20 protein-coding genes are annotated in these 19,228 nt (G+C 72.1%); 16 read left to right on the top strand and 4 right to left on the bottom strand.

From position 1 onward, the window contains the following. The first annotated feature begins 14 nt into the window (after positions 1–14). From ACIRSS_RS18530 to folK, 8 genes are all read left to right on the top strand, one after another. On the top strand, positions 15–1,418 hold the full coding sequence (locus ACIRSS_RS18530; protein WP_400896298.1) for a hypothetical protein: 1,404 nt from the start codon (positions 15–17) through the stop codon (positions 1,416–1,418). A 60-nt stretch (positions 1,419–1,478) separates the two neighbouring features. After that, positions 1,479–2,264: an ESX secretion-associated protein EspG gene (locus tag ACIRSS_RS18525; protein WP_400896296.1), complete on the top strand. Its 786-nt coding sequence runs from the start codon at positions 1,479–1,481 to the stop codon at positions 2,262–2,264. 120 nt (positions 2,265–2,384) lie between these two features. Further along, entirely contained in the window at positions 2,385–3,200 is an 816-nt protein-coding gene (locus tag ACIRSS_RS18520) for an ESX secretion-associated protein EspG (protein WP_400896294.1), read from the top strand. 202 nt (positions 3,201–3,402) lie between these two features. Continuing rightward, entirely contained in the window at positions 3,403–5,805 is a 2,403-nt protein-coding gene (gene ftsH / locus ACIRSS_RS18515) for an ATP-dependent zinc metalloprotease FtsH (protein WP_400896292.1), read from the top strand. Then, positions 5,783–6,388, top strand: a complete 606-nt coding sequence (gene folE, locus ACIRSS_RS18510; RefSeq protein WP_400896290.1) for a GTP cyclohydrolase I FolE — start codon at positions 5,783–5,785, stop codon at positions 6,386–6,388. Before ftsH ends, folE begins: the two co-directional genes overlap by 23 nt. 35 nt (positions 6,389–6,423) lie before the next feature. Continuing rightward, positions 6,424–7,230 (top strand): dihydropteroate synthase, encoded by an 807-nt coding sequence (gene folP / locus ACIRSS_RS18505; protein ID WP_400897534.1) that lies wholly within the window; start codon positions 6,424–6,426, stop codon positions 7,228–7,230. Next, entirely contained in the window at positions 7,223–7,582 is a 360-nt protein-coding gene (gene folB, locus ACIRSS_RS18500) for a dihydroneopterin aldolase (protein ID WP_086684890.1), read from the top strand. The genes folP and folB overlap by 8 nt, the downstream gene beginning before the upstream one ends. After that, positions 7,579–8,070 (top strand): 2-amino-4-hydroxy-6-hydroxymethyldihydropteridine diphosphokinase, encoded by a 492-nt coding sequence (gene folK, locus ACIRSS_RS18495; protein WP_400896288.1) that lies wholly within the window; start codon positions 7,579–7,581, stop codon positions 8,068–8,070. Before folB ends, folK begins: the two co-directional genes overlap by 4 nt. Before the next feature lie 78 nt (positions 8,071–8,148). Here the strand turns inward: folK and ACIRSS_RS18490 are convergent, their stop codons facing one another. Beyond that, positions 8,149–9,084 (bottom strand): MerR family transcriptional regulator, encoded by a 936-nt coding sequence (locus ACIRSS_RS18490; RefSeq protein WP_400896286.1) that lies wholly within the window; start codon positions 9,082–9,084, stop codon positions 8,149–8,151. 119 nt (positions 9,085–9,203) lie between these two features. Here ACIRSS_RS18490 and ACIRSS_RS18485 point away from each other — a divergent pair, with 119 nt between their 5' ends. The 7 genes from ACIRSS_RS18485 (at position 9,204) to ACIRSS_RS18455 (ending at position 16,533) form a co-directional block, all read left to right on the top strand. Beyond that, complete coding sequence (locus ACIRSS_RS18485; protein ID WP_400896284.1) at positions 9,204–9,665, top strand: DUF3180 domain-containing protein; 462 nt, start codon at positions 9,204–9,206, stop codon at positions 9,663–9,665. A 69-nt stretch (positions 9,666–9,734) separates the two neighbouring features. Next, the gene (locus ACIRSS_RS18480; RefSeq protein WP_400896282.1) at positions 9,735–11,957 is read left to right on the top strand and encodes a DUF6779 domain-containing protein; all 2,223 of its coding nucleotides are present in this window, start codon (positions 9,735–9,737) and stop codon (positions 11,955–11,957) included. Positions 11,958–12,185: 228 nt separating this feature from the next. Then, complete coding sequence (locus tag ACIRSS_RS18475) at positions 12,186–13,289, top strand: PrsW family intramembrane metalloprotease (protein WP_400897532.1); 1,104 nt, start codon at positions 12,186–12,188, stop codon at positions 13,287–13,289. 90 nt (positions 13,290–13,379) lie between these two features. Further along, complete coding sequence (locus ACIRSS_RS18470; protein WP_400897530.1) at positions 13,380–14,339, top strand: Rossmann-like and DUF2520 domain-containing protein; 960 nt, start codon at positions 13,380–13,382, stop codon at positions 14,337–14,339. Beyond that, positions 14,336–15,241 (top strand): pantoate--beta-alanine ligase, encoded by a 906-nt coding sequence (gene panC / locus ACIRSS_RS18465; protein ID WP_400896280.1) that lies wholly within the window; start codon positions 14,336–14,338, stop codon positions 15,239–15,241. The genes ACIRSS_RS18470 and panC overlap by 4 nt, the downstream gene beginning before the upstream one ends. A gap of 9 nt (positions 15,242–15,250) precedes the next feature. Next, a complete protein-coding gene (gene panD, locus ACIRSS_RS18460; RefSeq protein ID WP_086674446.1) occupies positions 15,251–15,748 on the top strand; it encodes an aspartate 1-decarboxylase in 498 nt (165 codons plus the stop codon). Between the two features lie 5 nt (positions 15,749–15,753). Continuing rightward, the gene (locus tag ACIRSS_RS18455; RefSeq protein ID WP_400896278.1) at positions 15,754–16,533 is read left to right on the top strand and encodes a type III pantothenate kinase; all 780 of its coding nucleotides are present in this window, start codon (positions 15,754–15,756) and stop codon (positions 16,531–16,533) included. Here the strand turns inward: ACIRSS_RS18455 and ACIRSS_RS18450 are convergent. Next, positions 16,530–17,096: a TetR/AcrR family transcriptional regulator gene (locus tag ACIRSS_RS18450; protein ID WP_400896276.1), complete on the bottom strand. Its 567-nt coding sequence runs from the start codon at positions 17,094–17,096 to the stop codon at positions 16,530–16,532. The two genes, ACIRSS_RS18455 and ACIRSS_RS18450, sit on opposite strands and share 4 nt — an antisense overlap. Before the next feature lie 38 nt (positions 17,097–17,134). On the opposite strand from ACIRSS_RS18450, the gene ACIRSS_RS18445 reads away from it, so the two are divergent. After that, positions 17,135–17,986: an SDR family NAD(P)-dependent oxidoreductase gene (locus tag ACIRSS_RS18445; protein ID WP_400896274.1), complete on the top strand. Its 852-nt coding sequence runs from the start codon at positions 17,135–17,137 to the stop codon at positions 17,984–17,986. Here the strand turns inward: ACIRSS_RS18445 and ACIRSS_RS18440 are convergent. Beyond that, positions 17,949–18,383, bottom strand: a complete 435-nt coding sequence (locus tag ACIRSS_RS18440) for a DUF6640 family protein (RefSeq protein ID WP_400896272.1) — start codon at positions 18,381–18,383, stop codon at positions 17,949–17,951. The genes ACIRSS_RS18445 and ACIRSS_RS18440 overlap by 38 nt on opposite strands. A gap of 33 nt (positions 18,384–18,416) precedes the next feature. Continuing rightward, complete coding sequence (locus ACIRSS_RS18435; RefSeq protein ID WP_400896270.1) at positions 18,417–19,169, bottom strand: methyltransferase domain-containing protein; 753 nt, start codon at positions 19,167–19,169, stop codon at positions 18,417–18,419. Positions 19,170–19,228 lie beyond the last annotated feature (59 nt).

Below are 19,228 nucleotides of genomic sequence, written 5' to 3'. Positions count from 1 at the left end.
GGGATTTCGAAATCATGGCTCCGAACCACAGCAACCAGCCTGCGGCGGCGACGACGACCGACCCGGGCTCGCTCGTCCCGCTCGGCGACAACGGGGCGGCGCAGAACATCGTCGACAACGCCCGCGGCAGCGCCGGCGGCTTCGACATGGGCAGCGACCGCGCGATCGCCAACCCGCCGAACTGGAACGCGCAGGCCAGCCAGCAGCTCTACAACGGCGCGGTCAACAACAACGACCCCGGCACGGCCGAGGCGACCGGGCACGCCTGGGCGCACCACGGTTCCGAGCTGAAGCAGGCGTCGGACCACCTGTACAACGCGATCTCCGAGCTGGGCAACGCCTGGGTCGGCCGCGGTGCCGCGGGTGCGCAGGGCGCGCTGGTGGCCATCGCCAACTCGGGCTCGCAGGCCTCCGACGCCGCGCACACGATGTCCGACCGGCTCGCCCGGCAGGCCGCGGCGGCCGCCGAGGTCAAGAAGATGCCGGCCCCCAAGGACTACGACCCGAAGCAGGCCATGGCGGCCGCGCTGGCGGGCGGCCCGGCGGCGCTGATCGCCGACCAGAAGGCGCAGGCCGACGCGGCCAACGACGTCAAGGCGCAGCAGGTCGCGTTCTTCAACGCCTACACCAAGTCGATGAGCGAGGTCGACAGCTCGACCCCGAGCTTCGGCCCGGAGTCGCTCGGCATGAAGCCGACCGGTTCGCACAACTCGGTGTCGTTCGGCGGGATCAGCACCGTCGGCAGCACCGGCCCGGTCCAGGGCCTGTCCGGCGCGGGCGGCGCGGTGTTCGCCTCGAGCGGCGCGGGCTTCGGCGGCCACGGCGGCGCGTTCGACGCGCAGCACGCAGCGGTCGGCCCGAACGGCGTCCACGGCGCCGGTGCCGGCGGCTTCGGCCACGACGCGGCGGCGCTCGGCGGCGACGGCACGACCGGCCCGGGTGGCACGGCCACCGGGACCGGCACGGGCACGACCACCGGCGCGGGCCACGTCACCACGGGTGCCGGCCACCAGGGCAGCGGCAACCCGCTGAGCAAGATCGGCATGGGCCTCGGCATCGGCGGGGCCGCGGGCGGCCTCGGCGCGCTCGCTTCGCGCGCGCTGGGCAAGGGCGGCAAGTCGGGCGCGAAGGCGAACGACACGTCGCTGGCGTCGGCCGAGGGCCAGAGCGCCGCGTCGGCCCAGGCGCCCCAGCAGGGTCTCGTCTCGTCCGCGGGCACGATCGGCGGGCAGACCCCGCCGCCGATGAGCCCGGGCATGGGCGGCATGGCCCCGCACGGCGCCCAGGGCGAGCAGGACGAGGAGCACACGCACGCGTCCTTCCTCATCGAGGCGGACCCGGACGAGGCCTTCGGCGCCAACCAGGCGACCCCGCCGCCGGTGATCGGCGCGTGGTCCGAGGACGACGAAGACCGCTGATCCTTTCCGGGCCGGGCACGCCGACCGCGCGCCCGGCCCGTTTCTCCTGGGGGTGGCTCGATGCCGAACGCTGAGCTGCTCACCCCGGTCGAGGTGGACTTCCTGTGGGAGTCCGCCGGGCTGGGCGAGCTGCCGTACCCGCTGCGCGTCCGCTCGCACGGCGAGACCGTCGACGAGCGGTCACTGCTGCGTCAGCGCACGTTGGAAGGCCTGGCCGCACGTGGGCTGGCCGACGGCCGCGGCCGACCGGAACCGCACGTCGAGGACTACTTCGGCGTGCTCGCGCAGGCCGAGCTGAGCCTGGACGCGGTCCAGCTGATCGCCCCGGACGCCGAGCCGCTGCTGGCGATCGCCGGCGTGCTGGGCGGCCAGGGGCTGCTGGCGGTCCAGGACACGCGGGGCCTGCACCTGCAGCCGTGCCCGGTGGACGGCCTGGCGAGCGCGATCGTCTCCCTGCTCCCGGGCGCCCCGCGCGGCACGGAGAAGTCCGTGACGGTCCCGCTGGAGCAGCTGGTCGGCGCCCACGGCGTCGACTTCCTGTCCCGCCGCGGCAACGGCGACGAGCGCGCGTCGGCCGACGAAGACCGCAAGGCGCTGGCGAAGCTGCACGCCCAGCCGCGGCTGCGCGGCGGCCAGATCGCGGCCAACGCGCGCTCGCGCGTGGGCGGCCGCACCCGGACCCCGGTGCTGAGCTGGTTCGACACGGAGACGGGCCGCTACTTCACCCAGGCGACCCGCGGCCGCGACGGCCGCGACTGGATCACGATCGCTCCCGCCGACGCGGCGACCCTGCGGCACCGGCTGGGCGAGATGCTCGCGGGAGCCGCGCAGACCAGCACGGTCTGACGGCCGCTCCGTCGTCTCTGCCAAGATCGGGCTCCGGCTTTCTCCGAGCGTGCTCGTCCGGCGATGATTTTTTGTCGGTGGTGCGGGCTACGCTGAGCAAGAGTCCGATCCGGGAGAGTAGTGATGCAAGAGTTCTTCTCGCCGCTCGCGTTCGACTTCCTCTGGGAGTCGGCGCAGGTCGGAGAGCTGCCGTACCCGCTGCTGGTCCAGTCGCACGGCGCGACCGAAGACGAGCGCGTCTCGCTGCGCCACCGCGTCGACGCCGAGCTGAAGGCCCGCGGCATCCGCGACCCGCGCGGCCGGCTCGCGCCGCCGATCGAGGACGCCCTGCACCTGCTGGCCTTCGCCCCGCTGACCATCGACGCCCTGCACATCCCGCAGTTCGAGGCGCCCACCATCGGCGTGCTCGCGGCGGCCGACGACACGCTCGGCGTGCTCGCGGTGCAGGACGCCGACGGCATCTGGCTGCGGGACGTCCCGAAGGACGGGCTGGTCTCCGCCGTCGTCGGGGTGCTCCCGCCGGGGCCGCGCGGGAGCGAGGCGTCGGTCACACTTCCGCTGGACGAAGCCCTGCGCACCGCGCCGATCCGGGTGCCCGTGTCCCTCCCCTCGAACCCGGGTGAGGAGCGCGGGCGGGCGCGGCGGACACCGCTGAGCGAACGCGTGACAGCGGATCCGAAGGAGGCCTACGGGCGCATCTCCGGGCAGCCGCGGCAACGCGGCGGTCAGCTGGCAGCGAACAGCCGTTCGCAGGTCGGGGCCAAGCAACGGTCCCGGGTGCTGGCCTGGTTCGACACCGCGACCGGGCGCTACCTCAGCCTCTCCCGCGCAGGTACGGACGGCCGCGAGTGGGTCACGGTCGCCCCCGCCGACCCGGCGACGCTGCGGACCCGGCTGGGCGAGATGGTGAGCAGTGTGTCCGACGGCACGCGCTAGCGTGACCACGGCGGACGCCGGCCGGGAACCCGGGCGCGGTATCGCCCGTTGACCTGCGAGAGGCTCACAGGGGATGAACGCGGCAGCGGACGGTACCCTGATGGGACGGCAGCCCGGGCACCACGGGTTGTCAAGATCGTGATGGCGGGTATCACAGGAGCCGCCCAACCAGGGAGGGTCGAGGCCACCAGGGCCGAGTCGTATGAACCGGAAGAGCGTGCTCAGGAACCCACTGCTGTGGATCGTCGCGGGGTTGCTGGCGTTGTTCGCGTACAACACGATCTTCGACAGTGATCGTGGGTACACCCAGGCACCCATCTCGGTGGCGAACTCCCAGATCTCCTCGAACAACGTCAAGGAAGCCAGCCTCGAGGACAAGGAACAGCAGCTCAAACTGCTGCTGAACAAGCCTGTCGACGTGGACGGCCAGCAGGTCACCCAGATCATTTCGCAGTACCCCTCGGACGCCACCCGCCCGATCTACGACTCGTTGATCGCGGCGAAGAACGGCGGCCAGCCGATCAAGTTCACCACCAAGGTGACGCAGCAGGGCGTACTGACGCAGATCCTCATCTTCGCCATCCCGCTGGCCCTCGTCCTGGGCCTGCTGATGTGGATGATGAACAACGCCCAGGGTGGCGGCAACCGCGTCCTCAACTTCGGCAAGTCCAAGGCCAAGCAGCTGAACAAGGACATGCCCAAGACGACCTTCGGGGACGTCGCGGGTGCCGACGAGGCCGTCGAAGAGCTGTACGAGATCAAGGACTTCCTGCAGAACCCGGCGCGATATCAAGCGCTCGGCGCGAAGATCCCGAAGGGCGTGCTGCTCTACGGGCCGCCCGGTACCGGCAAGACGCTGCTCGCGCGAGCCGTCGCCGGCGAGGCAGGCGTGCCGTTCTACACGATCTCCGGCTCGGACTTCGTCGAGATGTTCGTCGGTGTCGGTGCTTCGCGAGTGCGTGACCTGTTCGAGCAGGCCAAGCAGAACGCGCCGTGCATCATCTTCGTCGACGAGATCGACGCGGTCGGCCGCCAGCGCGGCGCCGGCCTCGGCGGCGGGCACGACGAGCGCGAGCAGACGCTGAACCAGCTGCTCGTCGAGATGGACGGCTTCGACGCCCGCGGCGGGATCATCCTGATCGCGGCGACGAACCGGCCCGACATCCTCGACCCGGCGCTGCTGCGCCCCGGCCGGTTCGACCGGCAGATCCCGGTGTCCGCGCCCGACCTGCGCGGCCGCAAGGCGATCCTCGAGGTGCACGCCAAGGGCAAGCCGATCGCCCAGGGCACCGACCTGACCAGCCTGGCCAAGCGGACCGTCGGCATGTCCGGCGCCGACCTGGCGAACGTGCTGAACGAGGCCGCGCTGCTCACCGCCCGCCAGAACGGGCACGTGATCACCGACGTCGCGCTGGAGGAGTCGGTCGACCGCGTCGTCGGCGGCCCGGCGCGCAAGAGCCGGATCATCTCCGAGAAGGAGAAGAAGATCACGGCCTACCACGAGGGCGGGCACGCGCTCGCCGCGTGGGCGATGCCGGACATCGAACCGGTGTACAAGCTGACGATCCTGCCGCGCGGCCGGACGGGCGGGCACGCGCTGCTCGTCCCGGAGGACGACAAGGACCTGATGACCCGCTCCGAGATGATCGGGCGGCTGGTCTTCGCGATGGGTGGCCGCACGGCCGAGGAGCTCGTCTTCCACGAGCCCACCACCGGTGCGTCCTCGGACATCGAGCAGGCGACGAAGATCGCTCGCGCGATGGTCACCGAGTACGGCATGAGCGCCCGGCTCGGCGCGGTCAAGTACGGCCAGGAGCAGGGCGACCCGTTCCTGGGCCGCTCGGCCGGCCGTCAGGCGGACTACTCGCTCGAGGTGGCGCACGAGATCGACGAGGAGGTGCGCAAGCTCATCGAGACGGCGCACACCGAGGCGTGGCACGTGCTCAACACCTACCGCGACGTGCTCGACGAGCTGGTCATCGAGCTCCTGGAGAAGGAGACGCTGACCCGCAAGGACCTGGAGCGGATCTTCGCGACGGTCGAGAAGCGCCCGCACATCACCGTGTTCAACGAGTTCGGTGAGCGGACGCCGTCGGACAAGCCGCCGATCAAGACCCCGGGCGAGCTGGCGATGGAGCGCGGCGAGCCGTGGCCCCCGCCGGAGAAGGAGAAGCCGGTCCTGAAGCCGGAGCCGACCCCGGTCGGCACCGCCCAGGGCGCGGGCGACCTCCCGGGCGGCCCGCCGTACCCGGCGCCGGCCGACCCGAACGCCAACCCGTACGCCCCGCCGCAGCCGGGCGCCTACCCGAACGGCGGCCGTCCGTACGGCGGCTCGAACGGTGGCCCCAACGGGACGGCGCACTGGCCGCAGAACTACGGCGGCCAGCAGCCGGGCAGCTACCCGCCCGGCCAGAGCGGCCCCCCGAACTACGGTGCCCCTCCGGGCTGGACGCCCGCGACCTCGCCGGGCGGTCAGCCGGGCCAGTCGTGGCGGCCCGGTGGTGAAGAACGCCCTCGTGAGCACGGCTGGTTCGCCGACCAAGCCGGCAACCAGCAGAGCGAGGGGGAGCGTCGTGACGTGGATGGACAAGACAAGCCCCAGTGACGCCGACCGCCCGGTCTTCGACCAGGACCGGGCGGAGAAGGCGATCCGCGAGCTCCTCTTGGCATGCGGCGAAGACCCGGAGCGGGACGGTCTCAAGGAGACCCCCGCCCGGGTGGCCCGCGCCTACCACGAAATGTTCGCCGGGCTGTACACCGAGCCGGACTCGGTCCTGGACCGGACATTCGACGAGTCCCACGAGGAACTCGTGCTGGTCACGGACATCCCGATGTTCAGCCAGTGTGAACACCACCTCGTGCCCTTCCACGGGGTCGCGCACGTCGGGTACATCCCGAACGCCGCCGGGAAGGTCACCGGGCTGTCCAAGCTGGCCCGGCTCGTCGACCTCTACGCCAAGCGCCCGCAGGTCCAGGAACGGCTGACCTCGCAGGTCGCCGACGCGATCGTGCGGAAGCTCGAACCGCGCGGCGTCATCGTCGTGATCGAAGCCGAGCACCTCTGCATGGCCATGCGCGGCATCCGGAAGCCCGGTGCCCGCACGACCACCTCCGCCGTGCGCGGGCAGCTGAAGGACTCGCCGTCTTCGCGGGCGGAGGCGCTCGACCTGATCAAGGCGCGCCGGTGAGCGTGGGGCTTCCCGCTCCCGGCCGGTGCGTCGTGATGGGCGTGCTGAACGTGACGCCCGATTCCTTTTCGGACGGTGGCCGCTACCTCGGGCTCGATCAAGCCCTGGAGCACGCGCGCGAGATGTGGGCGCGCGGGGCCGACCTGATCGACGTCGGTGGCGAGTCGACGCGGCCCGGGGCCGCCCGGGTAGACGCCGACACCGAGATGCAGCGCATCCTGCCGGTCATCCGCACCCTCGCCGGCGAAGGGATCGCGCTGTCGGTCGACACCACCCGCGCGACCGTCGCCGCCGCGGCGCTCGAAGCCGGGGCGCACATCGTCAACGACGTCTCGGGTGGGCTGGCCGATCCGGACATGGCGCGCGTCGCCGCGGACAGCGGGGTGCCGTGGGTGCTGATGCACTGGCGCGGGCACAGCAAGGACATGCAGGCGCTGGCGTCCTACCAGGACGTCGTCGCCGACGTGCGGGCCGAGCTGCTGTCCCGAGTGGACGAAGCGCTCGCCGCCGGGGTCGCCGAGAGTGCGATCGTGCTGGACCCGGGCCTGGGTTTCGCGAAGAACGCCGAGCACGACTGGGCGTTGCTGCGCGGGCTGGACTCGTTGCTGTCGCTGGGGTTCCCGGTGCTCGTCGGGGCTTCGCGCAAGCGGTTCCTCGGCCGGCTGCTGTCCGAAAAGGACGGCACACCGCGGCCACCGGACGGTCGTGAGGACGCCACCGCCGCCATCTCCGCCCTCGCCGCGGCCGCGGGTGCGTGGGGCGTGCGGGTGCACGAGGTCGGGGCGTCGCTGGACGCGGTCGCCGTGGCCGCTGCTTGGTGGAAGGGTTCGCCGGATGTCTGACCGGATCACGCTGACCGGCTTGCGCGTGTTCGGCCGCCACGGCGTGTTCGAGCACGAGAAGCGGGACGGGCAGGAGTTCGTCGTCGACGTCACGGTGTGGCTGGACCTCGGGCCGGCCGCCGCGTCGGACGACCTGACGAAGACGCTGCACTACGGCGAGCTGGCCGAGCTGGCGGCGGGGATCGTCGCGGGCGAGCCGTACGACCTGATCGAGAGCGTCGCGGGCAAGATCGCCGACGAGGTCATGCGCGACGAGCGGCTCGGCGCGGTCGAGGTGACGGTCCACAAGCCGTCGGCGCCGATCCCGCTGACGTTCGACGACGTCGCGGTGACGGTCCGGCGCGACCGGTGAGCCGCGCGGTGCTGTCGCTGGGCTCGAACCTCGGCGACCGGCTCGGGTTCCTGAAGCTGGCGCTGGACGCGGTGCGGCCGGCGCTGGTCGCGGTGTCGAGCGTGTACGAGACGAAGGCGTGGGGCGTCGAGGACCAGCCGGACTTCCTGAACGCGGTGTGCGTCGTCGACGACCCGGCGCGCGACCACTGGGCGTGGCTGCGCACGGGCCAGGCGGCGGAGCAGGCGGCGGGCCGGGTCCGCGAGCTGCGCTGGGGGCCGCGAACGCTGGACGTCGACGTGGTCACGGTGGACGGAGTCGAGTCGGCCGACCCGGAGCTGCTGCTGCCGCACCCGGGGACGCCGGACCGCGCGAGCGTGCTGGTGCCGTGGGTGGAGATCGAGCCGGCGGCGGTGCTGCCGGGCCACGGCCCGATCGCGGAGCTGCTGAAGTCCCGCCCGGCCGACGAGGTGGCGACGGTCCGCCGGACGGACTTCGAGCTCCGCTGAAACATGGCTCATCGGTGAACCGGGGGTGTCCGTTACCCGTCACCCCCGGCCCGTCGCCGAGTTGTCGTTCCGGTGCGGTCAGCCGCGCAGGGCTTCGATCATGAAGCCGACGGCCGGCCGGGTCGTCGGGAACGGGGGCCAGCCGTTGATGATCCCCAGCAGCTTCCAGTAGTGCTCGGCTCGCGCGTCGCCGCTCGTGGCGAAGCGGTCGGCCAGCTCGCGGCGGAACTCGGGTGACGCCGGGTCCTGGTCCGGCCGGGCCGAGGTCGCCGCGATGTCCGCCGCAAGCGTTTGCCCCACCTCTGACGTGGGGGCTTCACCCGCGGCCAGCGCCTCGGTCGCCCGCGCGACCCACGCGTCCCAGTTCTCGCGCCACGCCTCCGCGGGCTGCTGGAACTCGCCCGACTTGATCTGCGCCGCCTGGGTTTCGCTCATGCCGCGGATCAGCGCCCGGAACTCCGGGTCCTGCACCAGCTCGGCGAACTCGATCCAGGCCTCCAGCTGCTCCGGCGAAGGGTCGTCCGGCAGCTCCGGCTTGCCCGCGCGCATGCGCTGGTAGAACTCCTGGTCGATCTCGAGCCCGGACACCATTTCGTCCCAGAACTCGTCGACCAGCCGCTTGCGCTCTTCGTCGGACATCGACGCGAGACGGTTCATCAGTTTCACTTCCTCCAGCTCGGAATCACGCTTGGCCACCGCGCGCAGCACCGCCCGGCGCAGCCGCAGGCGCCGGATCTGCTCGTCCAGCGCCTCGACGTGCCGGGTCGCCAGCTCGCCGACCGTCGCCGACTGCGTCAGCGCCGCGGACACGTCGGCGAGGCCCAGCCCCAGCTCGCGCAGGGTGCGGACCAGCTCGAGCCGGGCCATGGCCGCGGCGTCGTAGAGGCGGTAGCCGGCGTCGGTCCGCTCGGTCGGGGGCAGCAGGCCCTCGTCCGAGTAGAAGCGGATCGTCTTGACCGGCAGGCCGGTCCGCCGGGCCAGCTCGCCGATGGTGAAGGTCGCGGTGGTGCCCACAAGACGCATCGTGAACTCTCCAGTTGGGGGAGAGTCAAATCTAATCTTCAGGGGGTCCGGGTGGCGAAGCCCCGGCCCGGGGCGAAGCCCCGAACGACACAGCTCGGTACGGTTGTCCTATGCACTTCACCCGGCCACGCGACCTGGTGGTGGCCGGGCTGCTCGGCCTGGTCCTCGGCTACCTCCTCTTCGTCGTCGCTTACGGCTCGCTGCCGCAGCTGCCGACGTTCGCCGGCGTCACCTTCGCCGTGCTGGCCCTGGTCGAGGCCGGGCTCGCGCTCTCCATCCGCTCCCGGATCAAGAACGGCCGGGTCGTCGCCGCGATCGGGATCGCCCGGTCGGTGGCGCTGGCGAAGGCTTCGTCACTCGCCGGAGCGTTCATGGGCGGCGCCTGGCTGGCCGCGCTCGCCTACGTTTTCCCGCGACGTGACGAACTCGTCGCCGCGGTTCTCGACACCCGCGCCGGCGTGGTCGGCGTCGTGTCCTCCGTAGCCCTGGTAGCAGCGGGTTTGTGGCTCGAACACTGCTGCCGGACCCCGCGCGACCAAGATCGGGAGCACACCCGCGGGACGACCGGTTAGCGCTGGAATCCCACCGCTCGCGGGACCGAGTAGGTCTCGTTCGGATTACGAGCAGGTACGGTGTCAGGCATGACCGGCGTGGGTGACGACTCGCGCGGCCGCCTACTGGGCAGGCCGTGGCTCGTCGTCGGCTTTGTCCTCGCCATCGGAGCCACCCTCGCACTGGTGCTCAGCGACGATCTCCGCTACCTCAGGCTCGGGATCGTCGCCGCCCTCTGGGCCGCCCTGATCGGCGCTTTTCTCGCCGTGAAGTACCGCAAGCACGCGGCACAGAGCGAGGACGCGGTCGCCGAGGCGCAGGCTGTGTACGAACTGGAGCTGGAACGCGAGATCGCGGCCCGGCGTGAATTCGAGCTGGAGGTGGAGGCCGAGAACCGCAGCACGGCCGACTCCAAGGGCCGCGAGGAGCTGGAGGCGCTGCGCGCCGAAGTCTCCGCGCTGCGCGACAGCCTCCAGTCGCTGTTCGGCGGCGAGGTGCTGCTCGAGCGCGTCGCGCTGACCGCGCAGGCGACCCGGATGCGCAAGGTCTCCGACGAGAACCGGATGATCCCCGACGCCGCGCCGAAGAAGAAGCCGGCGCAGCTGATGGCCGGGAAGAAGCCGGCCGAGCCGGGCGAGCGGCCGACCGAGCTGATCGACCGCGTGCTCGACGAGCGCCGCCGCAAGGCCTCGGGCGGGAAGCCCGGCAACGGCAAGGGCCTCGGCAAGGGCAAGGGCTTCGGCGGCAAGCCGGTCCCGAAGGCACCGGCGAACGTCTCCGTGCAGAGCACCCAGCAGATTTCGCGGCCGACGCCGCTGAGCGACCGCCGCCCGCCGGTGCCGGCGGTGGACCCGGCGCTGAACGCCGCGCAGCGCGAGCTGAAGGCCGCCGAGCTGCGCGCCGAGGCGGCCCGCCGCCAGGCCGAGTCGCAGCCGATGCGGCTGCCGAAGCCCGAAGAGGTCGGGAAGCCCGAACGCCGTCCCGAGGCCGCCGTCGAGCCGACGCGCCAGGTGCCGCGGCCCGAGCCCAAGACCGAGATCCGCCGTCCCGAGCCGAAGACGGAGATCCGCCGTCCCGAGCCGCCGCCCGCGCGCCGCGCGGAGCTGTCGCGGCCGGCCATGCGGCCCGCCGAGGTTTCGCGGTCCGACTTGCCGCGCGTCGAGGCGCCGCGGCCGGGCGAGGTCTCGCGGTCGGACATCCCGCGCGTCGAGCGGTCGATGCCCGACATCCCGCGGGTCGAACGCTCGATGCCGGCCATTCCGCGGGTGGAAATGTCGCGTCCGGACATCCCGCGCGTGGAACGTTCGATGCCCGCGATTCCGCGGGTGGAGATGTCGCGTCCCGACATCCCGCGGGTCGAGATGTCGCGCCCGGACATCCCGCGCGTGGAGATGTCGCGGCCGGACCTGCCGCGCGTCGGCAACAACGGGCCGCGCAAGCCGCCCGAGCCGCCGCGCCCGGCGCCCGCCCGGCCCGCCCCGCCGGTGAAGCCGTCGGAGATGTCGCGGTCGGACATCCGGCCGGTGACCGACCTGAGCGCCGCCTTCCAGAACCGGGACGACTTCGCCGAGCGCCAGCGGCCGAACCGGCCGAAGCCGCCGGAGCCGAAGACCCCGCCGATGCCACGGGACGCCTCGGCGTCGCGTCGCGACCTGCCGCCGGTCGTCCCGCCGACGACACCCGTGCCGAACAACCCGCCGGCCTCGCGGCAGCCGTCGCGCACGAACCTGCCGCCGGTGGTGCCGCCGACCACGCCGGTCCCGGCCGCCGACGGCCGCCGTCCGTCGCGGCTGGAGCAGTTCTCGCGGGCGGACATGTCGCCGATCCTCGACGAGCCGGCGTCGCGGCACGGGGGTTCGCACCGCGCGCCCTCCGAGGCCGCGCAGGCCGACGCGCCGCTGGTGAACCCGACGCTGCCGGAGTCGGTCCGCAACTACCAGGGCCGCTCGGGTGGCCGTCGCCGCAAGCCGGACGAGTCGCAGCAGATGCCGGCCGTGCCCGCCGCGCCGGAGCCGACGGGCGGTGGCCGCCGCCGTCGCCCGGACGGCGAGCCGCCGGCGTGGGAGGGCATGGTCGCCGAGCGGGCGTCGATGTCGCGCCGCAACATGGCCCCGGTCGACCCGGCGGACGTGGAGCAGAACGGCAACGGCCACAACGGCGCGAGCAACGGCCACGCCCGCAACGGCCACCGGTCGGCCGAGGCGCCCCCCGGCAGCGGTTCGCACACGGCGGGCCGGTCGGTGAGCGAGCTGCTGGCCGCGAACGGCGGAACGGGCTCGACGCCCCGCCGCCGTCGCCGCGCGGAGGACTGAGGCCCGGCGCAAGTCAGGGTCCAAGCGCCCCAAGGTGGCCTTCGGAGCACGAGACGCGCCGAAGGCCACCTTGAGGCGCTTCCGGGCGCCCGGCAGGCTGAAACCGGCGCCGTGTGTGCCAGGTGGCGTTCACGTTCCTGTCCGGTCTGCGTAGGGTGACCGGCTGTGAGCGGAACCCTCTCGCCCGCGACGGGACTCGACCGGGGACGGCGGCCTCGCCGGATCACCGTGCTGCTGCCGGTGCTCGGCCTGATCGTGGTCGCCCTCTGCGGCCTGTTCCTCTTCGGCCTCGCCACCGCGCGGGTCGGCCCGCTCGCCGTCACCATCGGCGTCCTGGCCGCGCTCGTGCCGGTCGCCGGGGTCGTCGCCGGGTTGCTCTGGGTCGACCGCTGGGAGCCCGAACCGGCGAAGTTCCTCCTCTTGGCCTTCGCCTGGGGCGCCTGCATCGCGACCATCACCGCGCTGCTCATCAACACCACCGCCGAGGCCGTCGGGGACGAGCTGCTCGGCAAGGGCAGCGGCAACACCATCGCCGCGCTCATCTCCGCGCCGGTCGTCGAGGAGGCCGCGAAGGCCCTCTTCGTCGTGCTGATGCTCTGGCGCCGCTCGGAAGAGTTCGACGGCGTCGTGGACGGCGTCGTCTACGCCGGGTTCAGCGCCGCCGGGTTCGCGTTCACCGAGAACATCTACTACTTCGGCCGCGCGTTCGCCGACTACGGCTTCGGTGACGGGCACAGCCAGGGCGTCATCACGGCCTTCTTCCTCCGCGGCGTCCTCGCGCCCTTCACGCACCCGCTGTTCGCCGTGCTCACCGGCATCGGGATCGGCATCGCCGCGCGGACGTCGACGAAGGGGCTGAAGGTCCTCGCCCCGATCGCCGGCTACCTGGCCGCCGTCTGCCTGCACGCGCTGTGGAACAGCGCCGCACTGCTCGGCGGGTCGAAGTTCCTCACCGTCTACTTCCTGATCATGCTGCCGCTGTTCCTCGGCGTGCTCTACCTGGTCGTCCTGCAACGACGGCGGGAGCAGCGCATCATCGCCACCGCGCTGCCGCACATGGCCGCCGCGCGCTGGATCGCGCCGTCGGAGGTCGACCTGCTGGCCAGCCTGCCCGGGCGGCGGGCCTGGCGGCGGCAGGCGAAACGCCAGTCCGGCAAGCGCGCCGCGAAGGCCGTCGCCGTCTACCAGGCCAGCGTGACCGAGCTCGCGTTCCTGGACCGGCGGGAGCTCACGACCGACGACGACCGGCAGCGCCAGCAGGAGCTGCTGCGCACGTTGAAGGCCGCTCGCGCGGAGGCGACGCGCCTGGCCGACGAGGCCGCCCGAGGGTGACCCAGTCCGGGTGAAGCTGGTCACCCGGGCTCAACGCTTCGCGCTCAATCGAGTTAGTCTCGCGCCGTTCGTCCGGTACCCGCAAAGGGACTGGAACGAGAGCAGAGGGAGTCTGCCAACCATGAGCGTCCACAGGCGCACGCCATGATGAGGCCCGCTCGCCTGGCGGTCGGCGTCGTGTCCGCCGGCCGGGTGGGCAGTGTGCTCGGTGCCGCGCTGGCCCGGGCGGGGCACACCGTCGTCGCCGCCTCGGGGCTGTCCGCCGCGTCGCTGGGCCGTGCCGAACGCCTCCTCCCCGACGTCCCCCTGCTGCCGCCCGACGAAACCGTCCGCCGGGCGGACCTGGTGCTGCTCGCCCTCCCCGACGACGCGCTGGCCGGCATGGTCCGCGGGCTCGTCGCCACCGAGTCGCTGCGGCCCGGCCAGATCGTCGTGCACACCTCCGGCGCGCAGGGCATCGACGTGCTCGCCCCCGCCGCCGAAGCCGGGGCGCTGGCGCTCGCGCTGCACCCGGTGATGACGTTCACGGGCCGCGAAGAAGACCTCGAACGGCTGGCGGCGTGCAGCATCGGCGTCACGGCCGCGGCGGACGACGAAGCGGCCTGGAACGTCGGCGAGGCCCTCGCGGTCGAGATGGGTGCCGAGCCGGTGCGCATCCCCGACTCCGCGCGAGCGCTCTACCACGCTGCGTTGACCCACGGCGCGAACCACCTGATGACGCTGGTCGCCGACTGCGCGGAAGTCTTGCGGGAGGCGGGAATCGGGCATTCCGAACGCCTGGTCGCACCACTGCTCTCGGCGGCGTTGGATAATGTGCTGCGACACGGCGACCGCGCCCTCACCGGGCCGGTCGCGCGTGGCGATCTCGGCACCGTCCGCAAGCACCTCGCGGTGCTGGCGGACCGGGCGCCGGAGGTGGAGCCGGCCTATCGCGCGCTGGCCAGGCGCACGGTGGCGCGTTCGTCGGCTGCCGGGCTGCTGGACACCGCGGCCGCCAAAGACCTCACCGAACTCCTCGACGATCCCGCCGAAGGGCACCAAGACCAGTGACCACACCGAAATTCAGCCGCGGCACGTTGAACACGTTCGCGTCGCCGGAGCAGATGAGCCAGGTCAGCCGGGCCCTGCACGGCGTCGGCCGCAAGCTGGCGCTCGTGCCCACCATGGGCGCGCTGCACGCCGGGCACCGTGAGCTGATCCGCCGCGCGAAGCGGCTGCCGAACAACGTCGTGGCCACCTCGATCTTCGTCAACCCGCTGCAGTTCGGGGCGGGCGAAGACTTCGAGGCCTACCCGCGTCCGCTTGAGGCCGACTTGGCCGTGCTGGGCGAGGACGGCGTCGAAATCGCGTTCACGCCCAGCGCCGACGCCCTCTACGGCGAGGGCGCGGTCGTGACCGTGCACCCGGGCCCGCTCGGCGACGAGCTGGAGGGCGCGGTCCGGCCCGGCCACTTCGCCGGCGTGCTGACGGTCGTCGCGAAGCTGTTCAACCTGCTTCGCCCCGACTACGCCCTCTTCGGCGAGAAGGACTACCAGCAGCTGGTCCTGATCAAGCGGATGGTGCGCGACCTGAACATCGACACGCACGTCATCGGCGTGCCGACCGTGCGGGAGCGCGACGGGCTGGCGCTGTCGTCGCGCAACGTCTACCTGACGCCCGAACAGCGTGAAGACGCCGTGGTCCTGTCGGCCGCCCTCACCGCGGGCGCGTTCGTCGGGCGCGACGGTGCCGAGGCGGTCCTCGAGGCCGCGTGGAAGACCCTCGCCGCGCGGCCCGCGGTCGAGGTGGATTACCTGGAGTTGAGGGGAACCGACCTCGGGCCCGCGCCCGTCGACGGTGAGGCACGACTGTTGATCGCGGCCCGGGTGGGGAGTACCCGGCTGATCGACAACGTTCCGGTGTTGCTCGGCTCCGCCGTCGAGCACCCGGAGCGGCTGGACGCAGGGGAATAGGAGTCCACTATGTACCGCACCATGCTCAAGTCGAAGATCCACCGCGTCACCGTGACCCAGGCCGACCTGCACTACGTCGGCTCGGTGACGGTCGACGAGGACCTGATGGAGGCCGCGGACCTGCTGCCGGGCGAACAGGTGTCCATTGTGGACGTCACCAACGGCGCGCGGCTGGAGACCTACGTCATCAAGGGCGAGCGCGGCAGCGGCGTGCTCGGCATCAACGGCGCCGCGGCGCACCTGGTGCACCCGGGCGACCTGGTCATCCTCATTTCCTACGGGCAGATGGACGACGCCGAAGCCGCGACGTACGAACCGCGCGTGGTGTTCGTCGACGCCGACAACCGGATCGTCCACCGGCACGCCGATCCCGGCTACGCGCCGGAGGGGTCCGGGCTGCTGTCCGGCACGGTGACGCTGCCGCCGGAGGAGGAGACGGCGGTGTTCCCGGTCGCGGAGACGGCCGACGCCCGCCGCCTCGACGCGCTGCTGCACGCGGAAAGCTGACCCGCTTGCTGCTCACCGTCGACGTCGGCAACACGAACATCGTCCTGGGGCTCTGGTCCGGCCACGATCTGGTGGGCGACTGGCGCATGCGGACGGACGCGCGCATCACGGCCGACGAGCTGGCGTTGACGGTGCGCGGCCTGCTGGGCCCGCACGCGGATTCCGTGACGGGCATCAGCGCGCTGTCGACGGTGCCGGCGGTGCTGCGCGAACTGCGCGTGATGCTTTCGCGGTACTACGCGGCCATTCCGAAGATCGTGGTGGAGCCGGGCGTCCGCACGGGCGTGGCGCTGCTGGTGGACAACCCGAAGGAGGTGGGCGCGGACCGGCTCGCGAACACGCTGGCCGCGCACCACCTCCACAGCGGCACGGCGTGCGTGGTGGTCGACTTCGGCACGTCGACCAACGTGGACGCGATCTCGGCGCGCGGCGAGTTCCTCGGCGGCGCGTTCGCCCCGGGGATCGAGATTTCGGTGGACGCGCTGGCGTTGCGCGCGGCGGCGTTGCGGAAGGTCGAGCTGGTCCCACCGCGGTCGGTGATCGGGAAGAACACCGTGGAGTGCCTGCAGTCGGGGATCCTCTACGGGTTCGCCGGGCAGGTGGACGGGCTGGTCAAGCGGATCGTGCGCGAGCTGTCGCCGGGCGGGACGGAACCGGTGGCGGTGCTCGCGACCGGCGGCCTGGCGCCCTTGGTGATCAGCGAGTCGGAGACGATCACCGACCACGTCCCGGACCTGACGCTGCTGGGGCTGCGGCTGGTCTACGAGCGGAACATCCGGCCTTAGCGCTTGATCGCGTCGACGAGCGTGCGCACGAGTTCTTCGCCGTCGACGCCCCACTTCTCCGCGGCCAGGTGGCCGCTCAGTTCGAGCCCGGCGATGCCGTGCGCGCTCGACATGAGCAGGGCGCCGTAGCGGCGGGCATCGGCCTCCCCGACGAGGTCGGCGACGGCGTCGAGGTACTGGTGCTCGACGCGGCTCGCGGCCTTGGCGGCGTCCGGAGCGTCGGCCGGGGTGCTGAACATGAGCGCGTAGAGGTGCGGTTGCCGCCGCCCGAGCCCGATGAGCGCCAGGAGCGCTCGTTCGAGCGTCTCGGCCGGAGTCGCGTCCGCGGCGGCGCGCAGGTGTTCGACCTCGTCGGCCAGGAAGTCCCAGGCGTTGACGGCGAGCTGGGTCAGCAGGTGCGCCTTGTCTTCGAAGTGCCCGTACGGCGCGCCGCGCGAGACGCCGGCGCGGGCGCCCACCGCGCGCAGCGTCACGGCGTCGGGTCCGCCTTCGTCGAGTAGCTCGGAGGCGGCGCGCACGAGGGCGTCTCGGGTCGCGGCCGCGCTTTCCGCTCGGGTCACCATGGTTGACATTGTCACATGAGTTCTGGACAGTGGTTCGTATGACAACGTCACATGAACTCATGGTCGTCACCGGGGCTTCGACGGGGTTGGGTCTGGCGACCGCCCGTTCGCTCTCCGCTCGGGGCTACCACGTCTTGGCGGGCGTCCGTCGTGAAGCCGACGCGTCCGCTATCCGGGCCGAGGGCATCTCGCCGGTGATCCTGGACATCACGCGGCCTTCCGACGTCGCTTCCCTCGCTGCGCGGGTGTCCGATGCGGGACTGCCGCTGCGCGCCCTGATCAACAACGCGGGCATTTCGGTGAACGCGCCGGTCGAAGCCCTGCCGCTCGACGAATGGCGGCGGCTGTTCGACGTGAACTTGTTCGGGCACGTCGCCGTGACGCAGGCGCTGCTGCCGTTCCTGCACTCCAGCGGCGGGCGGATCGTGAACATCAGCTCGGTGGGCGGGAAGGTCGCGATGGCGACCTACGGGCCGTACGCGGGAACGAAGTTCGCGCTCGAGGCGGTCAGTGACGCGCTGCGCCGCGAGCTGGCGCCGCACGGGGTGGAAGTCGTCGTGGTCGAGCCGGGCGCGGTGCGGACCGAGATGGGCGCGCGGGGTGCGGCCACCGCGACCGGTCTCGCTTCGGAGATGAGCGCGGAGCATCAACGCAGGTACGGCGGGCTGGTCGAGGCCGTGGTCGCTCATTCGTTGCGGTTCACCCGCGCGGGCATGCCGGCGGAGAAGGCCGGGCGCATCGTGGCCGACGCGGCTACGGCGCGCCGGTCACGAACGCGCTACGCGATCGGGCGGGACGCGGGGGTGTTGACGCGGTTGGTGCGCGTCCTGCCGGATCGGGTGCTCGATCGGATCACCGCGGCGACGCTGCGGCCGTACTTCCCGCGGTGAGTTTGGTCAGCCGCCGCCGTTCGAGGGCGTACCCGAGCGCCGTCACCGCCAACGCCGGGAAGGCCACCTTGGCCTGCGGGAACCGTCCTTCGCCCGGCGGGTCCACGGCCTTCGAGCCCGGGTAGGCGAGGGCGGAGATCTGCGTCAGCCAGTACAGCGACGCCAGCGCGGCCCCCGCGTCGAGCCCGGCGCGGGCCGGCGCTCGCCACAGCTGCCACAGGCTGGTGACACCCAGCGCGAGCCCGAGGCTCATGGTCTGCCCGTTGTGGAACTTCGCGTGCGGTGGCCACGCGGGGTTGTGCACGTGGGTTTCGTTCCAGTCGGCGCGGTACGGGCCGACGGCGGTCACGAGTGAGGTCAGCGAGATCAGGGCTCGCCCCAACGATTTCCTGCTCATCCCCGCAGTATCGAACCTCCAGTTCGATCGAGGTCAATGCCGCCGGGCGCGCAGTGCCCACGTGACCAACGGCAGGTCGAACTCGCCGCTCGCCGTCGCCGGATTCGCCGCCAGGAACGCGCTCAGCCTCGTCAACAGCGCCGATGACTCTTCCGGTGCCGACACGATCACCATCGAATACGTCGCGATCGTTTCCAGGAGGCTCTCCGCCGTGCGCCGTTGCACATGGTGAAACGAGTCGCTTTCGAACGGTTCGAACTCCGGGTGTTCGACCTGCCGCAAATCTTCCGTGGACGCCGGCCTGCGGGCGCCTTCGCGGCCGAGTTCGGTGAACTTCGCCACCCACGGCACCGATTCGTCTTCGTAGTTCCACATCGGCACCAGCACGCCGCCCGGGCGCAGCACGCGCGCGATCTCCGTCACCGCCGCCGGCACGTCGAACCAATGGAACGCCTGGCCGACGAAAACCGCGTCGACGTCCGCGTCGGGCAACGGGATCCGTTCCGCGCGACCGGCCAGCGACGTCGCCGACGGCACCACCCGGCCCAGTTCGGCGCGCATTTCCGGGTCGGGTTCGACCGCGGTCACGGCGAGTCCGAGCTCGGCGAGCCCGAGGGTGAGCTTGCCCGTTCCGGCGCCGAGGTCGAGCACCCGGCGCGGTGTTCCGGTCGCGCCCGAAAGACCCCATTCGATCGCTTCCCGCGGGTAGCCGGGCCGGTGCTCGGCGTACGCGGCGGCGCGGCTGCCGAAGGAGGAAGCGCGCTCGGCGCGGGAGGGATCACTCACGGGGCCAGGTTAATGGAGGGAAAGGAAAGGTAATCCGGTTGGCGTAGCGCTCAGCCGGG

This window comes from Amycolatopsis sp. NPDC101161 (genome assembly GCF_044768185.1).
Taxonomy (GTDB): Bacteria; Actinomycetota; Actinomycetes; order Mycobacteriales; family Pseudonocardiaceae; genus Amycolatopsis.
This window is presented reverse-complemented; position numbering and strand designations above follow the sequence as displayed.